The organism is Nocardia sp. NPDC058705 (assembly GCF_042749305.1).
Lineage (GTDB): Bacteria > Actinomycetota > Actinomycetes > Mycobacteriales > Mycobacteriaceae > Nocardia.
In genome coordinates this window covers 128,901-152,392 of record NZ_JBHYRN010000005.1, presented here as the reverse complement: position 1 = coordinate 152,392, position 23,492 = coordinate 128,901, and the positions used below count along the sequence as shown (strand labels likewise).

At 65.8% G+C, this 23,492-nt stretch carries 24 protein-coding genes and 1 pseudogene; 10 read left to right on the top strand and 15 right to left on the bottom strand.

All coding sequences use genetic code 11. The features are described 5' to 3' along the window. Nucleotides 1-7: 7 nt before the first annotated feature. The 6 genes from ACFW6D_RS09750 to ACFW6D_RS09725 all read right to left on the bottom strand — a co-directional run bounded on the left by ACFW6D_RS09750 (nt 8) and on the right by ACFW6D_RS09725 (nt 4,986). Nucleotides 8-880, bottom strand: a complete 873-nt coding sequence (locus ACFW6D_RS09750) for a MaoC/PaaZ C-terminal domain-containing protein (RefSeq protein ID WP_379326586.1) — start codon at nt 878-880, stop codon at nt 8-10. Next, nucleotides 877-1,317, bottom strand: coding sequence for an SRPBCC family protein (locus tag ACFW6D_RS09745; protein WP_379326584.1), 441 nt, complete (start codon nt 1,315-1,317; stop codon nt 877-879). The genes ACFW6D_RS09750 and ACFW6D_RS09745 overlap by 4 nt, the downstream gene beginning before the upstream one ends. A 36-nt stretch (nt 1,318-1,353) precedes the next feature. Next, nucleotides 1,354-2,544, bottom strand: coding sequence for a lipid-transfer protein (locus ACFW6D_RS09740; RefSeq protein WP_379326582.1), 1,191 nt, complete (start codon nt 2,542-2,544; stop codon nt 1,354-1,356). A gap of 413 nt (nt 2,545-2,957) precedes the next feature. Then, a complete protein-coding gene (locus ACFW6D_RS09735; RefSeq protein WP_379326580.1) occupies nt 2,958-3,197 on the bottom strand; it encodes a hypothetical protein in 240 nt (79 codons plus the stop codon). Between the two features lie 442 nt (nt 3,198-3,639). Beyond that, nucleotides 3,640-4,590: an MHYT domain-containing protein gene (locus ACFW6D_RS09730; RefSeq protein WP_379326578.1), complete on the bottom strand. Its 951-nt coding sequence runs from the start codon at nt 4,588-4,590 to the stop codon at nt 3,640-3,642. Between the two features lie 237 nt (nt 4,591-4,827). Further along, nucleotides 4,828-4,986 (bottom strand): hypothetical protein, encoded by a 159-nt coding sequence (locus ACFW6D_RS09725; protein WP_379229916.1) that lies wholly within the window; start codon nt 4,984-4,986, stop codon nt 4,828-4,830. A gap of 434 nt (nt 4,987-5,420) precedes the next feature. Between ACFW6D_RS09725 and ACFW6D_RS09720 the strand changes: the two genes are divergently transcribed. From ACFW6D_RS09720 to ACFW6D_RS09710, 3 genes are read left to right on the top strand one after another with little or no spacing between them, the layout of a single operon-like run. Then, nucleotides 5,421-6,656: a sensor histidine kinase gene (locus tag ACFW6D_RS09720; protein WP_379326576.1), complete on the top strand. Its 1,236-nt coding sequence runs from the start codon at nt 5,421-5,423 to the stop codon at nt 6,654-6,656. Further along, a complete protein-coding gene (locus ACFW6D_RS09715) occupies nt 6,656-7,084 on the top strand; it encodes a roadblock/LC7 domain-containing protein (RefSeq protein ID WP_379326575.1) in 429 nt (142 codons plus the stop codon). Before ACFW6D_RS09720 ends, ACFW6D_RS09715 begins: the two co-directional genes overlap by 1 nt. Then, nucleotides 7,081-8,307, top strand: coding sequence for a cytochrome P450 (locus ACFW6D_RS09710; RefSeq protein ID WP_379326573.1), 1,227 nt, complete (start codon nt 7,081-7,083; stop codon nt 8,305-8,307). The genes ACFW6D_RS09715 and ACFW6D_RS09710 overlap by 4 nt, the downstream gene beginning before the upstream one ends. Before the next feature lie 47 nt (nt 8,308-8,354). Here ACFW6D_RS09710 and ACFW6D_RS09705 read toward each other — a convergent pair whose 3' ends face one another. Both ACFW6D_RS09705 and ACFW6D_RS09700 read right to left on the bottom strand, forming a co-directional pair. Continuing rightward, entirely contained in the window at nt 8,355-9,584 is a 1,230-nt protein-coding gene (locus ACFW6D_RS09705; RefSeq protein WP_379326571.1) for a cytochrome P450, read from the bottom strand. A 205-nt stretch (nt 9,585-9,789) separates the two neighbouring features. Continuing rightward, nucleotides 9,790-10,113 (bottom strand): hypothetical protein, encoded by a 324-nt coding sequence (locus tag ACFW6D_RS09700; RefSeq protein ID WP_379326569.1) that lies wholly within the window; start codon nt 10,111-10,113, stop codon nt 9,790-9,792. Between the two features lie 171 nt (nt 10,114-10,284). On the opposite strand from ACFW6D_RS09700, the gene ACFW6D_RS09695 reads away from it, so the two are divergent. Then, nucleotides 10,285-11,082: an SAM-dependent methyltransferase gene (locus ACFW6D_RS09695; RefSeq protein WP_379326567.1), complete on the top strand. Its 798-nt coding sequence runs from the start codon at nt 10,285-10,287 to the stop codon at nt 11,080-11,082. A 155-nt stretch (nt 11,083-11,237) separates the two neighbouring features. Here the strand turns inward: ACFW6D_RS09695 and tnpA are convergent, their stop codons facing one another. Continuing rightward, the gene (gene tnpA, locus ACFW6D_RS09690; protein WP_379326565.1) at nt 11,238-11,654 is read right to left on the bottom strand and encodes an IS200/IS605 family transposase; all 417 of its coding nucleotides are present in this window, start codon (nt 11,652-11,654) and stop codon (nt 11,238-11,240) included. Between the two features lie 23 nt (nt 11,655-11,677). Between tnpA and ACFW6D_RS09685 the strand changes: the two are divergent. The 3 genes and pseudogenes from ACFW6D_RS09685 to ACFW6D_RS09675 form a co-directional block, all read left to right on the top strand. After that, nucleotides 11,678-12,370: pseudogene (locus ACFW6D_RS09685) on the top strand (RNA-guided endonuclease InsQ/TnpB family protein); the annotation flags it as partial. 121 nt (nt 12,371-12,491) lie between these two features. Further along, the gene (locus tag ACFW6D_RS09680) at nt 12,492-12,824 is read left to right on the top strand and encodes an RNA-guided endonuclease InsQ/TnpB family protein (protein WP_379326563.1); all 333 of its coding nucleotides are present in this window, start codon (nt 12,492-12,494) and stop codon (nt 12,822-12,824) included. A gap of 95 nt (nt 12,825-12,919) precedes the next feature. Beyond that, a complete protein-coding gene (locus ACFW6D_RS09675) occupies nt 12,920-13,213 on the top strand; it encodes a hypothetical protein (RefSeq protein WP_379326561.1) in 294 nt (97 codons plus the stop codon). Between the two features lie 22 nt (nt 13,214-13,235). Here the strand turns inward: ACFW6D_RS09675 and ACFW6D_RS09670 are convergent, their stop codons facing one another. Then, nucleotides 13,236-15,296 carry an AMP-binding protein gene (locus tag ACFW6D_RS09670; protein ID WP_379326559.1) on the bottom strand — a complete coding sequence of 687 codons (2,061 nt, stop codon included), beginning with the start codon at nt 15,294-15,296 and terminating at the stop codon, nt 13,236-13,238. A 196-nt stretch (nt 15,297-15,492) separates the two neighbouring features. Here ACFW6D_RS09670 and ACFW6D_RS09665 point away from each other — a divergent pair, with 196 nt between their 5' ends. Continuing rightward, nucleotides 15,493-16,341, top strand: a complete 849-nt coding sequence (locus tag ACFW6D_RS09665) for a GTP pyrophosphokinase family protein (RefSeq protein ID WP_379326557.1) — start codon at nt 15,493-15,495, stop codon at nt 16,339-16,341. 5 nt (nt 16,342-16,346) lie between these two features. On the opposite strand, the gene ACFW6D_RS09660 is transcribed toward ACFW6D_RS09665, so the two are convergent. Beyond that, the gene (locus tag ACFW6D_RS09660; RefSeq protein ID WP_379326555.1) at nt 16,347-16,697 is read right to left on the bottom strand and encodes a hypothetical protein; all 351 of its coding nucleotides are present in this window, start codon (nt 16,695-16,697) and stop codon (nt 16,347-16,349) included. 184 nt (nt 16,698-16,881) lie between these two features. Here ACFW6D_RS09660 and ACFW6D_RS09655 point away from each other — a divergent pair, with 184 nt between their 5' ends. Further along, nucleotides 16,882-18,438, top strand: coding sequence for an FAD-binding oxidoreductase (locus ACFW6D_RS09655; protein WP_379326553.1), 1,557 nt, complete (start codon nt 16,882-16,884; stop codon nt 18,436-18,438). Between the two features lie 3 nt (nt 18,439-18,441). On the opposite strand, the gene ACFW6D_RS09650 is transcribed toward ACFW6D_RS09655, so the two are convergent. Together ACFW6D_RS09650 and ACFW6D_RS09645 are read right to left on the bottom strand one after the other, a co-directional pair. Then, the gene (locus tag ACFW6D_RS09650; RefSeq protein ID WP_379326551.1) at nt 18,442-19,257 is read right to left on the bottom strand and encodes a cyclase family protein; all 816 of its coding nucleotides are present in this window, start codon (nt 19,255-19,257) and stop codon (nt 18,442-18,444) included. Between the two features lie 119 nt (nt 19,258-19,376). Continuing rightward, nucleotides 19,377-20,663, bottom strand: a complete 1,287-nt coding sequence (locus ACFW6D_RS09645) for an MFS transporter (RefSeq protein WP_379326549.1) — start codon at nt 20,661-20,663, stop codon at nt 19,377-19,379. A gap of 188 nt (nt 20,664-20,851) precedes the next feature. Between ACFW6D_RS09645 and ACFW6D_RS09640 the strand changes: the two genes are divergently transcribed. Beyond that, complete coding sequence (locus ACFW6D_RS09640; RefSeq protein ID WP_379326547.1) at nt 20,852-21,616, top strand: VOC family protein; 765 nt, start codon at nt 20,852-20,854, stop codon at nt 21,614-21,616. 55 nt (nt 21,617-21,671) lie between these two features. On the opposite strand, the gene ACFW6D_RS09635 is transcribed toward ACFW6D_RS09640, so the two are convergent. Next, complete coding sequence (locus ACFW6D_RS09635) at nt 21,672-22,145, bottom strand: hypothetical protein (RefSeq protein WP_379326545.1); 474 nt, start codon at nt 22,143-22,145, stop codon at nt 21,672-21,674. A 7-nt stretch (nt 22,146-22,152) separates the two neighbouring features. Continuing rightward, nucleotides 22,153-23,457, bottom strand: coding sequence for a hypothetical protein (locus ACFW6D_RS09630; protein WP_379326543.1), 1,305 nt, complete (start codon nt 23,455-23,457; stop codon nt 22,153-22,155). Nucleotides 23,458-23,492: the final 35 nt, after the last annotated feature.

Below are 23,492 nucleotides of genomic sequence, written 5' to 3'. Positions count from 1 at the left end.
TTGTCTCCTAGTTGATTTCGACGCGGCCGTCGGTGATCGCGATCTCGCCCACGGCTTCGGTCTCGAAGGCGAAGGCGCGCACGGCGGGATCAGCGGACGCGGTGGGCCAGAAGGTGGTGGTGATGTCCTGACCGGGAAGCACCGGCTTGGCGAAGCGCACGGCCAGCCTGCGCAGGCGTGCGGTGTCACCGTCGGCGAGCTCGGTCAGCGCGGCCCACGAGGTGAACGCCATGGTGCACAGACCGTGGTTGATGATGCCGGGAAGCCCTGCCATCCGGGCGATCTCGTCATCGAGGTGGATCGGCATCGGGTCACCCGAGGCCGGCGAGTAGCGGAAGGTCTGATCCTCGTCGATGTGCGCGGTCACCTTCGCGGCGGGCTCGGCGGCCCGGTCCTCGTCGGTGATCCGGTGGGTGGGCGCGAGCTCCCCTTCCCCGGGACCGGCGTCGACCTTGCGGAAGAACGCCGTCATCCACTGTTCGTTGACGAGTTCGCCTGCCGCGTCACGGGTTTCGGCGTAGATGACCACGGTCGAACCGTTGGGCCGGCCCACGTAGCCGATCGGCTTGGCCTTCACCACCAGTTCGTCACCGGCCCGGATCGGGCGGTGGAACAGGAAGTCCTGCTCACCGTGGACCAGCTTCATCAGCAGTTCCACCGGGGCGACCGACAGCGCTGCGGGCGCCATCGAGGTGAACACCGGCACCACCGCGAACACCGGCGGGGCGATCTCGCCCGAGCGGTGCGCGGGGATCGGATCATTGGTCGCCGCAGCGTATTCCGCGATCCGTTCCTTGGTGACCGAGAACCGCTCTTCGTCGGTCCACTCCCCCAGGGCGGAGCCGTCGAAGACGACTCCGGCCGATTCCGAGGTGGTCATGCGGCCGATCCGACGAGCGCGTTGAACTTGTCCATCGATTCCTTCAGGTCGGCTTCGGCGTGCTTGGCCACGGCCTTGCCGATCGGGCCCACGATCATCGCGCCCTTGAAGCTCGCGTCGAACGCGGCCGTGGAGCCGGTGTCGGTCGGCTCCACCTTCAGCGCGAATTCGATGGTGACACCGGCCATTCCGGCGCCGGTGATGCGCAGGAACGAGTTCGGGACGACCTCGGCGACCGTCCACTCGATCTTGTTGGCCATGTTCATCACCGAGACGACCTCGGTGAAACGCGAACCCGCGGCCAGTTCGGCGGGCAGATCGCCGCGCCAGCCCTCGTGGATGGTCAGCCACTCTTCCCAGTTCGCGAGATCGCTCAGACGGGCCCACGCGACCTCGGGGGCGACGGGCAGGGCGGTGGAAACGGAAACAGATGCCATGGTGTTACTCCTGATGTGATTCGGTGAGGGAGAAGATCAGCGGTTTGCGGGGCGGTAGGCGGTCACGACGACGGCGCCGCCGAGACCGATGTTGTGCTGCAGGGCGATTCGCGCGTCGGTGAGCTGGCGGGCGTCGGCGTCGCCGCGCAGCTGCCAGGTGAGTTCGCTGCACTGGGCCAGGCCGGTGGCGCCGAGGGGGTGACCCTTGGAGATCAGCCCGCCCGAGGGGTTGACGACCCACTTGCCGCCGTAGGTGGTGGCGTTGTCGTCGACGAGACGACCGCCCTCACCCGGCGCGCACAGGCCGAGGGCCTCGTAGGTGAGCAGTTCGTTGGTGGAGAAGCAGTCGTGCAGTTCGATGACGTCGATGTCGTCGGGGCCGATGCCGGCCTGCTCGTAGACCTTCAGCGCCGCGGCATTCGACATGGACGAGCCGACCAGGTTGATCGCGGTCGGGCTGCTGAAGGTGGACGCCAGGTCGGTGACCATCGCCTGTCCGACGATCTCCACAGCGCGGTCGGCCAGGTTGTGCCGGTCGACGAAGGCCTCGCTCGCGAGGATGACCGCGCCGGAACCGTCGGAGGTCGGCGAACACTGCAGCTTGGTGAGCGGGCCGTAGATCTGCTTGGCTCCGAGGACTTCCTCGAGGCTGTATTCCTTCTGGAACTGCGCGTACGGGTTGTTCACCGAGTGCTTGTGGTTCTTCACGCCGATCTTGGCGAACTGCTCGGCGGTGGTGCCGTAGAGCTCCATGTGCTCTTTACCGGCGGCGCCGAACATGTACGGCGCGGGCGGCATGGCGAACTCCTGCAGCTCGGCCAGCGCCAGCAGGTGCTTCATCATCGGCTGTTCGCGGTCGTCGTAGGTCGAACCGAGCGAGCCGGGCTGCATCTTCTCGAAGCCGAGGGCGAGGGTGCACTCGGCAAGTCCGCCACGGATCGCCTGTGCCGCGAGGTAGAGCGCGGTGGATCCGGTGGAGCAGTTGTTGTTGACGTTGACCACCGGAATACCGGTGAGGCCGAGCTCGTAGACCGCGCGCTGGCCCGAGGTGGACTCGCCGTACACGTAGCCGACGTAGGCCTGTTCGACCTGGTCGTAGTCGATTCCGGCATCGGCGAGCGCCTTGGTGCCCGCCTCGCGGGCCATGTCCGGATAGTCCCACTCCAGCGAGCCCGGCTTCTCGAACTTCGTCATGCCGACGCCGACGACGAACACCTTCTGTGTCATGAACGCACTCCCGTGTGCCGTGTGTCCCGGATACCTGAGACACGGTGTCCACGTAATTTAGGTTGGACACGTCGTCCAGGTCAATACCCCGGGCAACACTGGTTCGAAAACGCCGCAGGGGCCGCACCTGGAACGGTGCGGCCCCTGCGGGTTCGGCATCGATCAGCCGGCGCTCATCGACTCAGGCGGCGCTCATCGACGTCGCCAGACTCACGAGCGTCTTGGAGATCACGTCGGCCAGGAAGTCGGCAGCGGATCCGGTCATCGTTTCGGTCATCGGTAGAGCCCCTCCTCGGTGGTGGCGAAACTTCATCAGATTCGAACGATCGAGCGACGAAAGCATGCAACAGAATTTCGTGCCATGTCACGGGAATTCACGAAGAATACTTTCCGGTCTTTGTGAAGCAATTCGCCTACTCGTCGGTATTGCAAACAATCAGCGAAAGCGGACGTTCACGCACGGGTGGGCGCGACTCGTACATCTCCTCGAGGTCGGCGAGTGTGGTATGGACGAATGCCGCGATCCGGTGGCGCGCAGTAGGACTCAGCCTACCGACCCGGTCCGAGGTCAACGGGCTTGCAGCGAAGTCCTCGCCGTAGAGTTCGGCCACCTCCGGGACCGGCCAGTTTCGTTCCAGCTCTTGCGAATCCATCGCCGTCAGTGCAAACACACAGTCACCCCACAGTCTCGCGTCGCGTATCTCGGGCGAATTACAACACGCACCGGCAGGCTGAACAAGCGTTCTTATTGCGAAGATTGTGCGGATCGCCGTGCCACGGGGATCCACACCCGGTCGGCGGCGGTGCCTAAAATGGGCCCGTCAGAGGTTGTCTACGAGGGAGGCTGTCGATGTCGGGATTCGTGTACAACGGTGAAATCGTCTCGCTGAGCATCGCGGACGGCGACGCGAAGTTTCTCGCCCATCTGCAACTGGTGACCGAGGTGAAGTTCCAGACCGACGAGGGGTTCCAAGTCGGCCTGACCGGCGTGGACAGCGCGGGAAATCCGGTCCGCAACTACTACTGGTTCCACCCGTCGATCCCGCTGAAATTCTTCTACGACGGCACCGGCCAGGTCGAGTTCGATCAGGACTACTACGACACCATGTCCGAGATGTCGGCAGGCCCGTTCGGGGTGTTCCTCGGCCAGGTCAGCGACTTGCCGTTGGCCTTCCCGACAGAGGACGCCGCGGAGGACGCGGCCAACGAGAACGCCGGGTAGGTCGGCGCGCTGTCGCGCTCCTCGGCCGATGCCACCGGCCATGAACCGTGCGCATGCGGGCGCACCGTCGCGTTCAGACGCATCTTGGGCAGCGATTCCTTGTTCTCGACCTCGGACAGACTCACGATGATCAGCACGAACATGGTGACCACGCAGATCACCCCGATCAGCGGCCCCAGCAGCTGCATCGCCTGCGCGCCGGAGGGCGGCGGCGCGTTCTGGTGACCGGCGTGCGCGTGCATGGCCGCCATGCCGGTGTAGTGCATTCCGCACACCGCCACGCCCATGATCGCGGCCGCGACGATCGTGGCAGGAAGGCCCTTCACCCGCAAGGTGAACCACAGCGCGACGATGGAGGCGACCACCGCGATCACCATCGACACCGCCACCACCCACATGTTGTAACCGACGGCGGCAGTGGATTTCATCGCGTACATGCCGGTGTAGTGCATGCTGCCGACACCGAGGCCGGCGATCGTGCCACCGCCGACCAGCGCGGCCAGGGTCGGCTGCGGCTTGTTCACCATGAACAACCCGATGCCGACCACGACCATCGCCGTCACCGCGCTGAACAGCGTCAGCGGTATGTCGTAACGGATTTCGGAGCCCTCGATGGTGAAGCCGAGCATCGCGATGAAATGCATCACCCAGATGCCGGTGCCGCCGATCGCGATCGCCGAGCTCACCAGCCAGCCGGTTCGCCCCTGCTCGGCATTGCGCCCGCGCGCGGCGCACTGCAACCCGAGCAGGCAGCCGACGAACGACATGAAGAAAGCCAGGACGGGGGTGATCCACCCGTAGGAGAAGTGATAGATGTCGAGCACGCCGTGAGAACCCTCGAATCAGTGCCGCAGCTCTGCCACGGCACACCGAAATCCGACCGACGACAGACAATACGGTGCCGTGAGCAACTTTTTGGCTCTGAACGAGCGTCCAGTTTGCTTTCTCGATCCCACCAGGGATTATTCAGCGGAGATGTGAGTGATTACACGTTTAACTACGCTAACTACCAACGTGGGCGACCATTCATGCGGGCCATGGCATCCGACCAGCAATCCAGATCAGCTCTGCTGGCCGAACCGGCGGGGCTTCTTCGCGCCCATGATGTCGGTCCACCACGATTGCAGCGGGCTCGGCTCGGGCCAGTGGACGGTCGGGTCTTCCTCCTCGGGATCCGCGGGCGTGATGTCGGACGGGTCGTCGTCGAGATCGCTGGTCATGCAGGTTCTTCCTCGGATCGATCGACGGCGCCGCTGCGGTGAGACGAGAAAAGGAATGAAAGCCGGTGACTCGAGGCCGAGTGCGGCGACGACGCGCTGGTCACCGCTGGTCCGCGGCTGACCTGTATGTGCTCAACCGTACACGGCGAGGATAAACCGCCGGTATCAATTCATCCGGCCGCCACCACAGTGCGAGTTACGTTCTGCGACAGTTCGTTTCGTGCACTCAGCGGTTCGCACTGCTAACGTGTCCCCCGGCGCCGAAACGCCGGGCAGTGCGCCCGGACTCGGCCGAAACTCACGCGCGCGGTGCCCAATTGTGCTGCAGCGCTTGTGTTGTGAGTATCGGTCAGCGGCGCGAAGTCTCGTCGGAGAGACCGGCGAGGACCCGGCCACCACGGCTCTTCGGTCGGTACAAAACGACAAAGGAACCGATGACTCCGACGCTCGCGGTCTTCTTGTTCTCCCTCGCGACACTGGTCCTGCTAGGTGCGGTCGCCGTGGCGCTGCAGGCCCTGCGCAACGAACGCCGGGTCCGCGCCCGCCTGGTGGTCGCCGAGCACGAACTCCACGCCAAAGACCTGGCGATGGAACAGATGTCGCTCGTCCACGCCGAGGAGCTGCGGGCGCTCGCACACGAAGCGACCATGGCCGAACAGGCCGCGCAGGAACGCACCGCCGCGCAGTTGGACGCGGCACAGCAAGCGACGCGCGCGCAGGTCTCGGCCGACGCGCGCGCCGCCACCAGCAATGCGGTCCGCGCGTTCGGCACCACCGTGGTCAGTCTCGGCGCCGACGTGGGCCAGGTCGTGAGCAACGCGTTGCGCGAGAACCGCAACGACGAGGTCTACGCGACGCTGATCCGGATCGACCACACCGTCCAGCAGATGATCCGCCAGGCCCAGGCCTACGTGATCGTCTCGGGTGGGCTGCCCGGCAGGCGATGGCCGCAGCAGACCATCGGCGACGTGGTGGGCGGCGCGACCGGCCGGGTGCGCGATTTCCTGCGGGTGCGCACGGGCAACTGCGAGCAGGTCGTGATCAGCCGGGCGGTCGAACCGCTCGTGCACACGGTCGCGACGCTGCTCGACAACGCGCTGCGCTACTCACCGCCCTCGTCGTTCGTCGACATCTCCTACCAGCAGGGCCATCACGGCGTCACGGTGATCATCGACGACGCGGGCGTGCGGATGAGCCGCGAGCAGATGGAGGAGGCGCGCCAGGTGCTCTCGGGTGAGCGCGTGGTCGACATCAACGCGCTCGGGCCGTCACCGCGAGTCGGGTTCCCCGGCGTCGCCGCGCTCGCGCGCCGCTACGGCTTCGCCGCCTATGTCGACGGACCCAATATCTACGGCGGTACCAGGGCGATGGTGTTCGTGCCCGCGGCCCTGCTCGTCACGGCCACCGAGGTCCACCAGCCCAAACATGCCGAGGTACCGGAACCGCAAGCCCTGCAACCGGTTTCCGAGATTCAGGGGCCGGAGCCGATCGAGCACGACCGGACCACCGGCGGCCTGCCCAAGCGCACCCGCCGCGCCGTCGCCGCGGCCGACGAGCGCGTCGACACCGGCGAGGTACTCGCCCGCCCCGAACTCGCCGCAGCCTGGCACAGCGGCTCCCGACACGGCCGCGCCGCGGCCGCGCGTTCTACGAAAGGGCACGACAGCTGATGAGTACTCCGATCGCGAACAGCACCAACCGCATGGCGTGGCTGCTCGACGACCTGGCACTCGACGGCGTCCGCTTCGCGGTGTTGTTATCCGAGGACGGCCTACGGGTGGCCCACTCCGGCGAGATCACCACCGATGACGCGGAACGTTTCGCCGCCGCCGCGTGCGGGTTGCGCTCGCTGGGCAAGGTGCTCGGCGAATTCTGTGGCGGGCTCGCGAACACGGTGCGCCAGAACATGACCGAATACGACGAGGGCATGGTCCTGATCACGGCCGCGGGCGCGGGCACCCTGCTCGGTGTCGCCACGACCCCCGACGTGGACCTCGCGCTCGTCGCCCATCGCATGAACGAACTGGCCGCCAGGGTCGGCCACGAACTCGGCGCGTCGCCGAGGCACCGATCGTCGAATCAGGAGTACGCGCTGTGACACTGGACATTTCGCTGGATTCCCGGAGCGGCCAGGATCGGGTGCCGCTGTACTCGGCCGAATACGCGGCCGACCCGCAGGGCACCTATCGCGCCATGCGGCACCGCTTCGGTTCGCTGGTGCCCGTCGATCTGGTACCCGGCGTGCCCGCCACGCTGGTGATCGGTTACCGCACGGCGGTCCAGATCCTCAACGATCCCGACCACTTCCCGGCCGACCCGCGAATGTGGCAGCGCGACATCCCCGCCGACTGCCCGGTGCTGCCGATGATGTGCTACCGCCCCAACGCTCTTCGCACCGCCGGGACCGAGCACACCCGCCATCGGCAGGTCACCGTCGCGGGCCTGGCGGGGGTCGACCTGTACCAGCTGCACCGCACCGTCGAGCAGATCGCGATGCCGGTGATCAACTCGTTCTGCGCCGACGGCAGCGCGGATCTGTTGAGCCAGTACGCCTTTCCCGTCATCTTCGCCACCATCAACGCCATGCTCGGCGTCCCCGACGACATCGGCGCCAAGGTCGCCACCGGGATGGCGCAGATGTTCGAGGGCACCGACGCGGCCGCGGGCACCCAGATGATGGAGAACGCGCTCTACGACCTGGTGCGCCTCAAGCAGCGCGAACCCGGCGACGACGTGACGAGCCGGTTGGTGCAGCACCCACAGCAGCTCACCGACGAAGAGTTGATGAACCAGGTGCTCACGATGTACGGCGCGGGAATCGAGCCGATGCTCAACCTGATCCTCAACACGGTGCGGCTGATGCTCACCGACCAGCGTTTCGCGGGCAGCCTGCTCGGCGGCAGCCTGTCCACCCGCGACGCACTCGACGAGGTGCTCTACACCGACCCGCCGCTGGCCAACTTCTGCACCACCTATCCGCGTCAGCCGATCCTCGTCGACGACGTGTGGCTGCCCGCGCATCAGCCGGTGGTGATCAGCATGGCCGCGTGCAACAACGATCCCGCGATCGGGACCGGCGATTTCCTCGACAACCGCGCGCACCTGGCGTGGAGCACCGGCCCGCACGGCTGCCCGGCGAAATCCCCGGCCTATCTGATCGCCCAGGAGGCCATCGACCAACTCCTGGACGCACTGCCCGAACTCGAACTGGCGGTGCCCGCTGACGAATTGGTGTGGCGGCCAGGGCCTTTCCACCGGTCGCTGGCCGCACTGCCGGTGGTGTTCCCCAGCACTCCCCCACTGGTGGTGCCCGGCAGTTGAACCCGTGCTCGGCCGGCCAGGACGAGCCGGCCGAGCAGGTTCACCCCCTACTCGCCGTGAATGTACACCGGCAGGTTGCGGTGACCGTTGGAGATGAAGCTCGACACCGTGCCGAGCTCGGACACCGGCACGGCCAGCTGCATCTGCTGGAACCGCTCGAACAGCGCGGGCAGCGCAACCAGCGCCTCCAAGCGGGCCAGCGGCGCGCCGAGGCAGTGGTGCACCCCGTAGCCGAAAGCCATGTGCGACTGGTTGTCTCGCGTCGGATCGAACTCGTCGGCGGTCGCGCCGTGGCGCTTCGGATCGCGACCGGCACCGGCGTAGCTCGCCAGGATCGCGTCACCCTTGGCGATATGAACGCCGTCGATATCGATGTCGGAGACCGCGTACCGCAACGGCAGGTGTGCCACCGGCGACTCGTAGCGCAGGGTTTCCTCGACGGTCTCGGCCCAGGTGATGGAGCCGTCGCGCAGGCGAGCGAGCACCTCGGGGCGGGTGAGCAACGCGGTGATGGCTTGGTCGAGCAGGTTCACCGTGGTCTCGTGGCCCGCCGAGATCACCAGCAGCAGGGTGCCGATCAGTTCTACTTCGGTGAGCTGGCCCTCGTCCTCGTCGCGCTGGACGATCAGCAGGCTGGTGATGTCGTCGCCGGGCTGTTCGCGGCGCAACGCCACCAATTCGCCAAGGATCCGGTACATCTCCATGTAGTTGGCCTGCGACTGCTCCGGCGTGAGCGTGGTGTCGAAGATGCCGTCGACGCAGGTGCGCAGGCCGTCGTTGAGCGATTCCGGCACACCCATCAGCTCCGAGATCACCTGGATCGGCAGCGGATAGGCGAACTGCTCGCGCAGATCCACGGGCCGACCGGCCGGGGTCTGCGCCAGCGCGTCGAGCAGGTCGGTGGTGATGCGCTCGACCTGTCCGCGCATGGCCTCGGTGCGCCGGGCGGTGAACGCGGGCGCCACCAGCTTGCGCAGCCTGCGGTGCTCGGTGCCGTAGGCGGTGAACATGTTCTCCACCGCGACCCAGAGGAACAGCGGCCAATCCGCGGGAATCTCACCGGCGACGAACGCGGGCCAGTGCGTGCTCGCGTCCTTGGAGACCCGCGGATCGACGAGCAGCTTCTCCAGCAGCGCGGCGTCGGTGATCGACCACGCGGCCACCCCGCCCGGCAACTCCACCGGCGCGGCGGGGCCGTGCTTCCTGATCTCGGCGATCTCACCCTGAATGTCTTTTCCGGTCGGGTCGAGAACCACCCGATTCGTCACTGTTTCCATTGTGAAACCTCTCGATCACCCGGTGCCTCGCGGACCCCGAATCCGGCGATCACGACGAAACATCTTGCTGGACTGGCCCTTAGGGTCCGTTAGCGATGCTACCGGCCGAACGTGTCTGTCGCAGTGAACACTTGAAATGGGTGACGCACAGTGAGATCGGCCTATCGCCGCTGTCGGACGGGGTATCCACCCGGGCTTCGGGGTGTCACTTCGGCACGAGGACACCCGTCAGGTCAGCTTCACGGATGGGGGTGTCGGGGTTGGCCTGCGCGCCACACATCAGATCGATGGCGGCGACCGACAGGTCGATGGTGTCGGGATCGGACTTCGCGTCGTCCCCGCGTTCCTGTTCGAGGAATTTGGTCACCGTGACACGCCTGTCTTCCGAGGACTGGGCGGTGTATTCGCTGCACGGCGTATCGCCGCCCTTGTTGACGGCCTTCTCCACCTGGTCGCAACCGGTGCCGAGCACGGCGATCGCGGCCGCGGTGAGCGCGGTGGCCACAGCATTTCTGCGCAGAGTTCTCATGCTGCGGCAGTACCCGATTCCGGCCGATGAACGCAGGCATCGGGGTTCACGAATTGGCCCGACCGGTTCGTGATGAATCTTGTACTGTCGCAAACAGATCAGATGCTATGCCACTGGTGGTTCTCCCCTGGGTGGGTGCGCCACTGTCACAGTCGCAGAGGAGCAAGGCCCATGACTGACGTGCAAACCCCCGTGATCAGGACCGACATCCCCCATTCCGCACGGATCTGGAACTACTGGATGGGCGGTAAGGACCACTACGAGATCGACAAGATCGCCGGCGACGCCGGACTCGCGGTCGACCCGGACATTTCGACCATGGCGGTGCAGTCGCGACAGTTCCTGATCAGGGCCGTTCGCTTCCTGGCGCGCGAGCGCGGCATCAAGCAGTTCCTCGACATCGGCACCGGGCTGCCCACGATGCAGAACACCCACGAGGTGGCCCAGGGCGTCACGCCAGAGGCCAAGGTGGTGTACGTGGACAACGATCCGCTGGTGCTCACCCACGCGCGCGCCCTGCTGACCAGCACCACCGACGAAGGTGTCACCACCTACATCGACTCCGACTTCCACGATCCGGAACAGATCGTCGCCGACGCCCGCAACGTACTGAACTTCAACGAGCCGATCGCCGTGATGTTCATGGGCGTTCTCGGCCATGCCAGGACCTACGAGGACCTGCTGCGCATCGTGGGAACCGTCATCGGCGCGGTGCCTTCGGGCAGCTACCTGATCATGTGGGACGGCACCGACGACAGCCAGGCCTACGTCACCCTGTGCGAGAACTACACCGGCACCGGCGGCACACCGTACATCCCGCGCCCGCAGGCGCAGATCCGTGGCGTCTTCGACGGCCTGGAACTGGTGGAGCCGGGCTTCACCTCGATCACCCAGTGGCGATCGGAGGCCACCGAGGTCGGCGAGGTCCGCCCGATCTCGGCCTACGGCGCCGTCGCGCGCAAACCCTGATCTACGCCGCGATGCGAGCTCGGCGGGGCCTTCGAACAGGTCCCGCCGACAGGGTCGGTCAGCTGCAAATTCGCAAGCCGCTGCGCCACCGGTCCACTGCCTTTCCATAGGCGATGAAGGCCAACGCAGGAGGACTGCAATGGCCCGAGCGTGCCCTATGCGGGCCGACCTTGGGACTCGATGTACTGGCACAGTACCGAGATCGGTGCCCCGCCGACGGATCCGGCGAAATAGGAACCCGCCCACAACCGTTGTCCCCTCCAGTAATGCTGGACCAGGTCGGGGAACTCTTGGCGAAGTCGACGCGAGGAGACCCCCTTGAGTGAGTTGACGAGCTTCGACAGCGCGACTTTCGGGGGAAAGTTCACCAGCAGATGCACATGGTCGGCGTCACCGTTGAACTCGAACAGCTCCACTTCGAAGTCGGCGCAGACCGCCCGCATGATCTCCTCAATCCGTGCGAGGTGGGGGCCGGAGAAAACCTGATGCCGGTACTTGGTGACGAAAACCAAATGCGCGTGTAGGGCGAAAATGCAGTGTCTACCAGTGCGAATATCGCTTTCATCAGTCATAAACCAAGGGTAATCTCAGCGGGGTGCAGCTTCGATACAACTTCCGCCTGTACCCCACAGTGGGACAACAGGTGTCGTTGGCGAAGGCATTCGGCTGCGCCCGTGTGGTGTTCAACGATGCTCTGCGGGCACGCCGGGATGCACTCGAGGCAGGGCAACGGATCAGCGACGGTGAACTGTCCAAGAGGGTCACCGCAGCCAAAGCCACCCCGGAACGGGCATGGCTGGGCGAGGTGTCGTCAGTGGTACTCCAGCAGGCCTTGGCCGACCTGAACACCGCCTACCGCAACTTCTTTCAGTCCATCACAGGCAAGCGCAAGGGCGATAAGGTCGCACCACCGAGGTTCCGGTCCCGCAAGGACAACCGTCAGTCGATCCGGTTCACCCGCAACGCCCGATTCACAGTGACCTCGGGTCGGAAGCTGCGGCTGCCGAAGATCGGGGACGTCGCGGTCCGGTGGTCGCGCGAGCTTCCCTGCCAGCCGTCGTCGGTGACGGTGATCAAGGATGCCAGCGGCCGGTACTTCGCATCGTTTGTCGTGCAGGTGAACACCGAGCATCTCCCGGAGTCGGACACCGAGGTCGGTATAGACCTAGGGTTGACCACGTTCGCGGTCCTGTCCAACGGCAAATCGATCAGCTCGCCCCGGTTCCTACGCCAGGCCGAACGACGCTTACGTAAAGCACAGCAAGCACTTTCACGCAAACAAAGAGGCAGCCGGAACCGGGCGAAAGCTCGGGTCCGGGTCGCGAAACTCCACGCCCGAGTGGCTGACACGCCACGACTTCGCGCACAAACACTCCACGGCCATCATCCGCGAAAACCAAGCGGTGTACATGGAGAACCTGTGCGTGAAGGGCTTGGCGCGGACCCGGTTGGCGAAATCGGTGTACGACGCCGGGTGGGGCATGTTCACCCGCATGCTGGAGGAGAAAGCAGCCAGGTACGGGCGGCATCTGGGCAAGGTCGACCGCTTTTACCCGTCGTCGCAGATCTGCCACCCTTGTGGGCACCGTGACGGCCCGAAACCTCTGTCGGTGCGGGTGTGGTCGTGTCCAGGTTGCGGCACGATACTGGATCGGGATATGAACGCCGCCAACAACATCCTCGCCGCCGGACGGGCGGAGAGGTTAAATGCCCGTGGAGGGACCGTAAGTCTTTGCGCCTAGCGCAAAGCGATTCCCTGTGAAGCAGGAACTCACCGAGAGCGCCCGCGAGGGTGCTGGTAGGAATGTCCGGCATTGGCCGGAGAAGACGTCAAGACATGCGTCCGAGCCTGTCGTGGGGCGTGTTCGCCTCGGCGAACGACCCCATCGTCCTCGAGCCCGTCGCCTACAGCCACCTCATGTACTGGAGCTGGGAAAACCGCCCGTGCCAGAACGAGCAGCCCGGCGGCGGCACCGACGTGAAGGATTCCAGGCACTGGGACTGCGCGTCCGGCACCGAAGTGTTGTGGCGGGTCTACAACAACGGCAGCCATGCCTGGCCGTCGGGCTCGCGGCAGACCGAGATGCTGACCCGGATGTGGCAGCTGTTCCAGGCCAACCCGCGCCCCTGACCACGTCGACGGAGGGGCTGGCTCAGCCGGCCAGCCCTTCCGGATCGACCAGCAATCGCTTGAGCACCTTGCCGGTCTCGCCGCGCGGCAGCGCGTTGAGGAAGGTGACGTCGCGGGGGACCGAGAAGCGGCTGAGGCGGTTGCGGACGTAGGTACGGACCATTTCCGGGTCGAGGCCTGAGCCTTCGTTCTTGACGAGGAACGCGGCCAGTCGCTGGCCGAATTCGCGATCCGGGACGCCGACCACGGCGACATCGGTGACCTGCGGCAGGTAGGCCAGTGCTTCCTCCACGGGGCGTGGGAAGACGTTCTCGCCGCCGGAGATGATCATCTCGTCGTCGCGTCCGGCCACGAACAACCTGCCCGCGGCATCGAGGTAGCCGAGGTCGCCGGTGTCCATCATGCCGTCGGATTCGTCCGGTGGGGTGTCGCTGACGTAGCCGTCGAAGAGCATGTGGTTGCCGACGAAGATCCGCCCGACCACGCCGATCGGGACCGCTTTGTGGTCGGCGTCGAGGATGGCGATCTTGGTGCCAAGCGGTGGACGGCCCGCCGTGGTCGGGGCGGCGCGCAGGTCGTCGGGGCCTGCGACGCTGGCCCAGGAGACCTCGGTGGAACCGTAGAGGTTGTAGAGGACGTCGCCGTAGTCGTCGAGGAAGCGGTCGACGGTGACAGCCGCCAGTGGCGCGCCGCAGCTGATCACGTGCTGCAGGGTGCTCAGGTCGTACCGACCGCGCACTTCGGCGGGCAGGTCGACCAGTCGCTGCACCATCGTGGGCACGGCGATCAGCGTGTGCACCCCGTGTTCGGCGATGCGGCGCAGACATTCCTCGGCGTCGAAGCCCTGGGTCAGCACCACCGTGGCCCGCACCGCGGTGCTCAGTTGCAGTGCCGACAGCCCCCAGGTGTGGAACAGCGGCGCCGGGATCATCATGGTGCTGCCCGCGCGGATCGGGATCTGCGACAGCAGCGCGACCAGGGTGTCGAAGCCCTTCGGGTGCGGGCGTCGCGCCCCCTTCGGGGTGCCGCTGGTGCCCGAGGTGAGCACGATCTGTCGGCCGGGCACCGTCGGGACGGGGAACTTGGTGTGGCGGATCGCGATGAGGTCTTCGATGGTGATCCGCGACGGGTCGGCGGGCGCGTCGTCGGTGAAGAAGCGCGGCAGATCGGTGTGCAGGTACTGCACGAGATGCGCCAGATCGGCGTCGACGAACAACGCCGACAACCGATGCCGCTGCACGACATCCTCGATCCGCCGCCCCGACAGACCCGAGTTCAGCAGCGCGACATCGACCCCGAGCTTGCCCGCCGCGACCATGGATTCGACCATGCCGCAATGGTTTCCGGCCAGCAGCCCCACCGCGTCACCGGCGCGCAGCCCGATCTCGTACATCGCCCCCGCCAACGCGGTGGTCCGCTTGTCGGTCTCGGCGAAAGTGGCGGTGCTGCCGTCGTCGATCAGGGCGACCTGATCCGGGCTGTGCGCGGCACCCGCGGCGTAACCGCCCGCAAGGTTGAAGCCCCAGCGGTACAGCGAACGTAGCTGCCTTGCCGAGGTCAGCGGCGGCGCCACCTGACCCGAATGCACCCACCAGCGCACAATTTCGGACTTGCGCCGGATCGGCGCCCGATTGCCATTGGCCACCACCGAGGTTCGCGCGCCCGCCACCACGTCGGCCGCGCGGCGCAAACCGTCCTTGACCCACCCGATGATCACGGCGTTCGTCACACCGGCCAGCGACGGGTGCAGCCGAGGTACCGCGAAGACTGTCACGCTCACCCTGGTGCGCTGCTCGTCGCCGGTGAGCCGGATCAGGGCGAAACTCCCCGATTCGGGATTGTGCAGTTCGAAACTCTCGTACCATCGCCCGATGGTCAGCGCCAGCCCGGTCCGCCGGACACCGACCGCCCGGTCCCCGATTCTGACCTCCCACACGGTGCTCCCGTCGGGGTTCAGGAGCCGGTCACAGCCCCCGATACCGGCCCACAACCGCGGATAACTCTGCGGTTCGAGCAACACATCCCACAGCGCCCGGCGCGAGACGGAGAACTCCACGGACACATCGACGACATCACTCGGCATTGCTGCGCGCTTTCCTCAGCCCGGCCACACTGCCGGGTAGTGCCTGCTCGCCTCGGCCCCCGTGCCGTGACGGTGCCCGTCGTCAGGCACTGCACCAGAACTCATCCTCGGCCGGTCGACCCGTGGGCAAATGAAAAATCTTCCGATTCTGTTCGCCGAACGAACCGAACCACCGATAGCTGTGACAGTTGCCAACGTGACGCCGAACGCACTGGTCGAGGTGTTCGCCGGAAGAACGGCACAATGGGAACTGATGAAACAGTGGCAGCGCGACCCCAGCACTGGTAACGGCCCGCTCGGCGACGGCGACGGTGTCGGCATCGACGACCTGCGAGTGCTCAGGGAACAGTTCGTCGACTTCATGCTCGGCTACAAGTTCGCCATCGACGAAGTGACGACCAAGATCAACATCTTGCGTGAGGACTTCAACAACACCCACGAGTACAACCCGATCGAGCATGTGGGGTCGCGGCTCAAGTCGCCCGAAAGTGTCCTCGAGAAGGTCCGTCGCAAGAACTACGCGATGAACCTGGGGGCGATCCGGGAGAACGTCCTGGACATCGCCGGGGTGCGGGTGGTGTGCAGCTTCATCTCCGATATCGGGACGATCCGCGACATGCTGGCCGGTCAGGAGGACATCACGGTCCTCGAGGAGCGCGACTACATCACCCATCGCAAGCCCAACGGCTACCAGTCGATGCACCTGATCGTGTCGATCCCGGTGTTCCGCTCCGACCGCACCGAGCTGATTCCGGTCGAGATCCAGATCCGCACGATCGCGATGGATTTCTGGGCCAGCCTCGAACACAAGATCTACTACAAGTACCGCGGCGAGGTGCCCCCGAATCTGCGCGCCGATCTCGCCCAGGCGGCCGAGGTCGCCACACAACTGGACGAGAAGATGGAAGCCCTGCATCGCCAGGTCGACCGCAGCGGCGACCCGAAGCCGAAACCGTCCACGGACTCGCTCGACCTCAGCATGTTGTACAACAGCATCACCGGCGGTCACCCCGTCTACCTGCGCCCGGCCGATCCGCCGGCCTGACTGGTTCAGTTCGTGAACGAACCGGCGCCGATCGCCAGATAGGCGGTCATCAGGATGAACAGGAACCAGCCCGCGCCCTGCCACGCCCGCCAGCTCCGACCGTCGCGCCACCGCTGATAGGTGTGCACGAACGCGCCTATGCCTCCCGCGAGCAGGATCAGGCCGGGACCGAACAGGACCGCGATCTTGGCCGGGTCGTCGCACAGTCGGGTGTCGGCTGTCGCGCAGGCGTTTCTGTTCGCCGCCCAGACGGTGGCGATCGCGCACACCACCGCAGCCGCCGCGATCACCGACAGGCCATAGCGCACGGCCAGTCGAAAAGCCTGGTCCTCGGTCTTCGCGACGTCGTCAGCCAATGCTGGTACCTCCCGTGAGTGGGGCGGCGGTCCTACCTCCATCAGAGCACAGGATCTACGCCCTGCCCACCCATCGAAGAGTTCGCCGACCCTACGACGCTCCGCATTTCTGCCGTCCGCGCATCGGCAACTCCGTTACTGTCCGAGCAGGTCATCGCGAAGATCGTGGCGGGAAAGGAATCCGGTGTCGCTCTCACGTCGGAAATTGATCACCGCGGCCGTGGCGGGCGGTGCGGTGGTCGCGCTCGGAATGCCCACGGTGCGCGCCGAAGGGCGTGTGGTCGGTGCGGGTGATTTCGAGTCCCTCGCTGCGCGCGGGTACAACCGGCGGTTCGTGGCGCAACCGGCGAAGATCTATGTGCCGACCAGCGCCGAGGACGTTCGTCGGGCGGTGGCCTCGGCGGTGGGTGCGGACTCGCGGATCGCGGCGCGTTCGGGCGGGCATTGCTTCGACGATTTCGTCGACAGCGCGCAGACCCGGTCGATCATCGACCTCGGTCGGCTGAACGCGGTGTTCTGGGACGAGCATCACCGGGCGTTCTCGGTCGACGCGGGCGCCGACATCGGCACCGTCTACAACGCCTTGCACCGCTGGGGTGTGACGGTGCCGGGCGGGATCTGTCTCGGCGTCGGGATGGGCGGGCATGTCTGCGGTGGTGGTTATGGTCCGTTGTCGCGGCGGTTAGGCCTGGTAGCCGATCACCTGGTCGGGGTGGAGGTTGTCACCGTCGACGCCGATGGCTCCGCGAAAGTCGTGGTCGCGACCAAAGACGGTCCCCACCATGATCTTTGGTGGGCACATACCGGTGGTGGCGGCGGCAATTTCGGTGTGGTGACCCGGTACCTGCTCCGGTCTCCCGATTCCGACGGCTCCGATCCCGCACGCGCACTGCCGAAACCGCCTGGCAGCATGCTGAATGCGCGACTGATCCTGCCGGTCACCACCGAGGACTCGTTCGTCCGGTTGCTCGGCAACTACCTCGGGTTCTTCGAACGTCACAGTGCGCCCGGCAACGAGTTCGCCGGGCTCTACGCGCCGCTGATGATCAGGACGACCGGCACCGGCGCGGCCGAGATGCTGATCCTGTTCGATGCCGAAACACCTGATGCGCGAACCCGTTTCGACGAATTCGTGGCGACCGTGAGCGAGGGTGTGTTCCCGCCGCCGATACTCACCCCGGTCACCCAGCTGTCCTACCCGGACACGGTGAACCAGGTGTATTACGCGAAGGGCGTCAACACCACCCGCGTCAAGGTGAAAGCCGCGTATCTGCGTAAGGCCTACTCCCCCGAACAGCTCAGGATCTTCTACCGCTACATCACCGATCTCGGTTTCCTCGGCGAATCCCAGCTCGAATTCCTGCCGTTCGGCGGCGCGATCAATGCTGTCGCCGCCGACGCGACGGCCATGCCTGCCCGGGATTCGTTCATGAAGATGCTGATCCACGCGTCGTGGCGACTGCTTTTCGATGATGATCGGTATGTGCGGTGGGCGCGTGAGATGTACCGCGACGTCCATGCCGATACCGGCGGCGTTCCGGTTCCGAACGAGGTCTACGGCGGCAGCTATATCAACTATCCGGACCCCGATCTGGCCGATGCCGCATGGAACACTTCCGGGCTGCCGTGGCACGCCTTCTATTACGGCGACAACTACCAGCGACTGCTTCGGGCCAAGGCCGCCGCTGATCCGAGAAATGTTTTCCAGCACCGACTTTCGATCGGTCGACCGGACTGGTGACGCTCAGGTGAGTGCGAGTACCCGACACGGTCCGCCCGTACCGCCTGCGTGTTTCGGTGCCCCGACGATGATCGTCGCACCGGCCGCCGGTACCGCGGCGAGGTTGGCGAGCATCTCCACGCCGTAGCGGCCCGCACCGAGAAGGGCTGTGTGCGCACCGTATTCGGGGTCGGCGCCGCAATCGAGGCTGAGTGTGTCGACACCGGCTCCGACGATCCCACATTGGGCGACAAGGTATTGCGCGGCTTCGGCGGCGAATCCCGGCGCGTGCGGCGTTCCTCGTTCGTCGAGATTGAGGAAAGTCGACGATTGGGCAATGCGCCGCTCCCACCCCGAATACATCGCGACGAAAGCACGTTCGGGGATGTCCCCGTGCTGCGAGCGCCAGTTGTCGATATCGGCAACGGTCACCACCGCGTCGGCGTCGACGGCGGCCTTGGCGCTGATATCGATGACGACCAGCGGCGCGACGAGATCGTCGACGGGGATGGCCTCGGTGGTGGCGCCACCGGGAATCCGGTGGGCAGGCGCGTCGATGTGGGTGCCGGTGTGTTCCCAATATCCGAGCGCGAACTGCCCGAACCCACCCGTCGCATGCCAGGCCACCGGGACCATCACCATCGGCGGATTACCCGGCCACACCGGCAGGTGCGGGGTGAGCGTGTGGGTGAGGTCGACGACGCCGGAGCGCGGCGCGGCGACAGCGGGCGCGGGAGCCACCGCGGCCAGTGCGGTGAGCCCGGCGAGACCGAGCATCGCCCGCCGACTCGGCTGCGGGGCGCGCTCTCGGGCGAAACGAACGATCTCGGGCGAACACATCGGACTCAAGATAGCCGAGGGAACCGGGTCCGGCGCCTGATTGCGGCCGACGAACCCGGTGTCGGCGCCCAGACGCGTCCGATCGCCGCGACCCAGGCGTGGACACCCATCACCGCTGATTACTCGGCGAATTCCTTGCCGCGGTGCTGTCCGACGACACCTGAGCCGCCGTCCTGCGGCTCGCCGGAGTACAGGTTCGCGGGCCCGAGACCTCGATCGAGGCCGAGAACCATTGCGCCACAGCCGAGTCCGGAGAGAACCAGCCCCGTGATGAAGATGGCGGGGTAACCGGCCACATCGCCGACGAGTCCCGCGACCATGCCCGCCACACCCTGGACGACGACGATGGCGCAGGCCATGAGGGTGTAGTCGCTGCCCGCGTGGTCGGGTTCGGAGGCGTCCATCATGAGCGCGAAGACGGCGACGGTGGCGGCGCCACCGAAGACGTGTTCGGCGAGACTCGCGGCGACGAGCAGTTCGAAACCACCGAGACCGAGCGCGGCGACCAGGTACAGCGCGATGCTGGCGGTCTGGGTGACGCCACCGATCAGCAGAGCCTTCCGGCGACCGAAACGGTAGGCCAGCCAACCACCCAGAGCTGCGCCCGCGAGCGCGCCCGCCGAGGAGAGCACACCTTTGATCAGCGCGATCTCACCGAGGTCGAGCCCTGCGTCGGACAGGAAAGGCCCGGTCAGCGCCGCAGCCATCGAGTCCCCGAATTTGAACGCGGCGATCAACGCGATGAACGCCAGAATCCCGGGGCGGCGCAATCTGATCCACCACCCGCCGAGCAACTGCGCGGGCTTCGGACGCGGCAACCGATCCGCGACCGGCTCGCGCATCAACCACACCGGCACCGTGGTGACCACGATCAACACCGCCATCGCCAGGAACAACGCCCGCCACCCAGCCAGCGCGTACAACCACAGCAGCGCACCACCACCGACGATCATCCCGACCCGATACGCACCGACCTGTATGCCGTTGCCCAGCCCGCGCTCACGCGACCCCAACATCCGCACGGCCAACCCGTCGGTGGCCACATCCTGCGTCGCCGACAACAGATTCACCACCACGATGCCGACGAACAACCACCGCAGCGAAGCCGATAGATCCAGACAGGCCAACACCATCGCCACCGCGGCCGACAGCAACTGCAACACCAGCAGCCAGGTCCGCCGAGTGCCGTACCGATCGACACAGGGCGCCCAGAGGAACTTCAATGCCCACGGCAGAAACAGCACCCCCGAGGCACTGATCGCCACCAGCGAGAACCCCGATTCCCGCAGCACCACCGGCAACGCCTGAGTGAAGAACCCGAACGGCAACCCCTGCGCGAAGTACAGCGACGACAACAGAACCAACGTGCCAGCCGTGATCACACCCGGTCGGGCGGTGGTACTCATGGCCCACATCGTCGCAGAGGATCCGTCCCGACGCCGGGTACGCTTCTCACAGTAGTCAAATTTGTCTACTATGCGGGAATGGGTTAGATGAAGCCGGTACGACTTCTGGTCAACGGAGCGCTGCGCACACAGTCGGCCGAGGTACAGCCGCGCGTCAACGAAACCTCCCTTCGAGACGGAGAAATGTCATGGCCCACGAGATAACCGTCCCGCTGCTACCCTGCGGGTCCATCGACGAGATCGTCGAGTTCTACACCATGCTCGGCTTCACCCAGACCTACTACCAGGTCCGCCCGAACCCGTGTGTGGGCCTACAGCGAGAAGACCTCCAGCTGCAGTTCTTCGGCATGCCGGACTTCAGACCCGAGGACTCCTACGGCAGTTGTATCGTCCTCGTGCCCGACACCCAGCAGCTCTTCGAGGCGTTCGCCGCGGGCATGCGCGAGGTCCACGGCAAACTCCTGGTCTCCGGCATCCCGCGGATGACCCGCCCACGGAAACGCAATAATGCCGACAACTACTCCGGGTTCACGGTCATCGACCCCGGCGGGAACTGGATCCGGATCTTCGCGTCGCCAGGTAGCGGCGGCGCCGGTTCGTCCGCGGTCGGCAAGCTGGCCAGGGCGCTGGAGAGCGCCGTCGTTCTCGGCGACTCCAAGGGCGACAATCAGCAGGCAGCGAAGATCCTGGACGCCACGCTGGCCCGGGAGCAGGGTCGCGCACCGGCCGCCGAACTGGTCGAGGCGTTGGCCTACCGCGCTGAACTCGCCATCCGCGCCGACGACACCACCGCTGCGGTCGACGCCCTCACCCGTGCCCGCGCCGTCCCCCTCACCGAAGCCGAACGCAGCGAACTCACTGCGCACTTGGCCGGCCTCGAAGACCTAGAGGCCGTCGTCGGACTCGCGCCGGCGCCGCTCACAGTCCCGACCAACCAGTCCGAATCGTCCTAGCGACCGTTTGGACCGTCCAGAGGAAATCCCAGACCTGCCCCGGGGCCGACCGAGATCAGTGCCCTCTTCCAGCGCCCTCTGGCCACACGACCTCCACCACCACACCGGCCGCCCGTGCCAGGTCTACGACGGTGCCGGTTCCGCCCCGTTGGCTGGGCTGCCCGTCCCACACCGCGATCAGTCGGTCCGCCTCGCGGACGATGACCGCGTTCGCTTCCTCGTACGCCGCCCGCCCGGCGACCTCATGCGGCATCTCCCGAACGGTATCGGCCATGCCGAGCAGTCGATCGAACTGTTCGAGGTGATCTGGCTTCACCTTCGCCTCTCGGTAACCACGACATGGCAACACAACCTCCAACTTTCCGCCAGCAGCGAGCACGGCGTCGGCGAATACGCTGTCGGCACCACGCGCGATGCAGGAGACTCCGACCAAATCCGGCACTCCAGCAAGTAACCGGTCCAGCTCGGCGCGGACGAGCTTCGCCGTCGCCGCGTTGATGTCCATGTGCCCGGTGACGCTGATCCTCATACCCACATCATGCCGGGGAGGCCACCAAAGGTCCCAGCAGTTCCCGCAGCCCCGCCGCCGCTGGCGAATCTCCGCACTCACCGGCACGGGTATAGAGCTCGGATACCTTGGCGCGCACGCGGTGCGAATTCGTCTGCGCCACAGACTCCAGCGCAAGCGCACTGATCCGATAGGCCTCTTCATGTTCGCCCTGAATCAGACGCGCTTCCGCCGAGCCAAGCCTGTCGAGTGAAGACGACCGCCACATGTTGGGCCGCCGAGCAGCAATGGCGCGGTCGATAGTCTCAGCAGCTTCTCCAGCGCAGTCGGACTGGTGACGCGCCAGCTCGAGCAGCCGTCCTCCGATCGTGCCGTCGATCTCGGCCGAATCGAAATAGCCAAGCCAGGATGGTTCCTGATCACGGTCGACCTTGGAGAACTCCGTGTGTGCCCGTTCAGCGGCGCGCCGAAAAGCTGACGCCCGCCCCAATACCGCATACGACCATGCCTCTCGCATTCGCAGCAATGCGTGCATGGAGGGTGTTACGTCACCTGCGAAGTGGTCCTGTGCAACCCGCACCAGCTCCAATGAGTCCATCGCCCGCGCCTGCCGATAGGCAGCTCGTTCGGTTACCGATCCGATGGTGTCGAGTGTGAGCATTTGCCGGGCCATTCCGGCGATCGCGTTCGCGCACAGTGCCGGTTCCCCGGCTTCGCGGCCCGAACGGAGCGCCAGCATGTAGTACCCCTGCGCGGTGTGCTGCTCGCCGGAGTCCCATGACATCGTCGCTGCGGTCTCCGACAACAGCGACAGCACACGGAGTAGCCGCTGACGCACGGCAGCACTTCCGGTGTTGCCGATCAGGTCGTTGACCTCGTCCAACTGGCCTACTACGGCCTTACGACGCAGCCCGCCGCCGAACGTATCGTCCCATTCCCGAAACAGGTGGGCAGCATGCTCGATCTGGTCGATGTCGTACATGCCACCCCCTGCCACCGGCCGCGCCTCGACTCCAGTAGCACGCGCGAGCCAGCGTTCGAGCGGTTCGAGGAGCCCAACTCCGACGACCACCCCGAGCAATGTGGTCGATGCCGTCCTGCGATCCAACATCAGATCCTTCCGCACCAAGTCGTGTGCAATGGACGTGGCATCGGCGGTCCAGATCGGTGGATCGGTGTCGGCGGCCACGGTGCCCAGCGCGGCGACTGGTGCCCGCAATCGCTCGAACATGGCCCGCTGTTGCGGTGTCGCATGTTCGAGCATCGAATGCATCAGTCCTGCAAAGAATTCCGGCAACGTCACCGATTCCTTGCGCGCGGCCCACTTCGTCACCACACTCAGGCTGATGCCCGCACAAGGTCACCGCT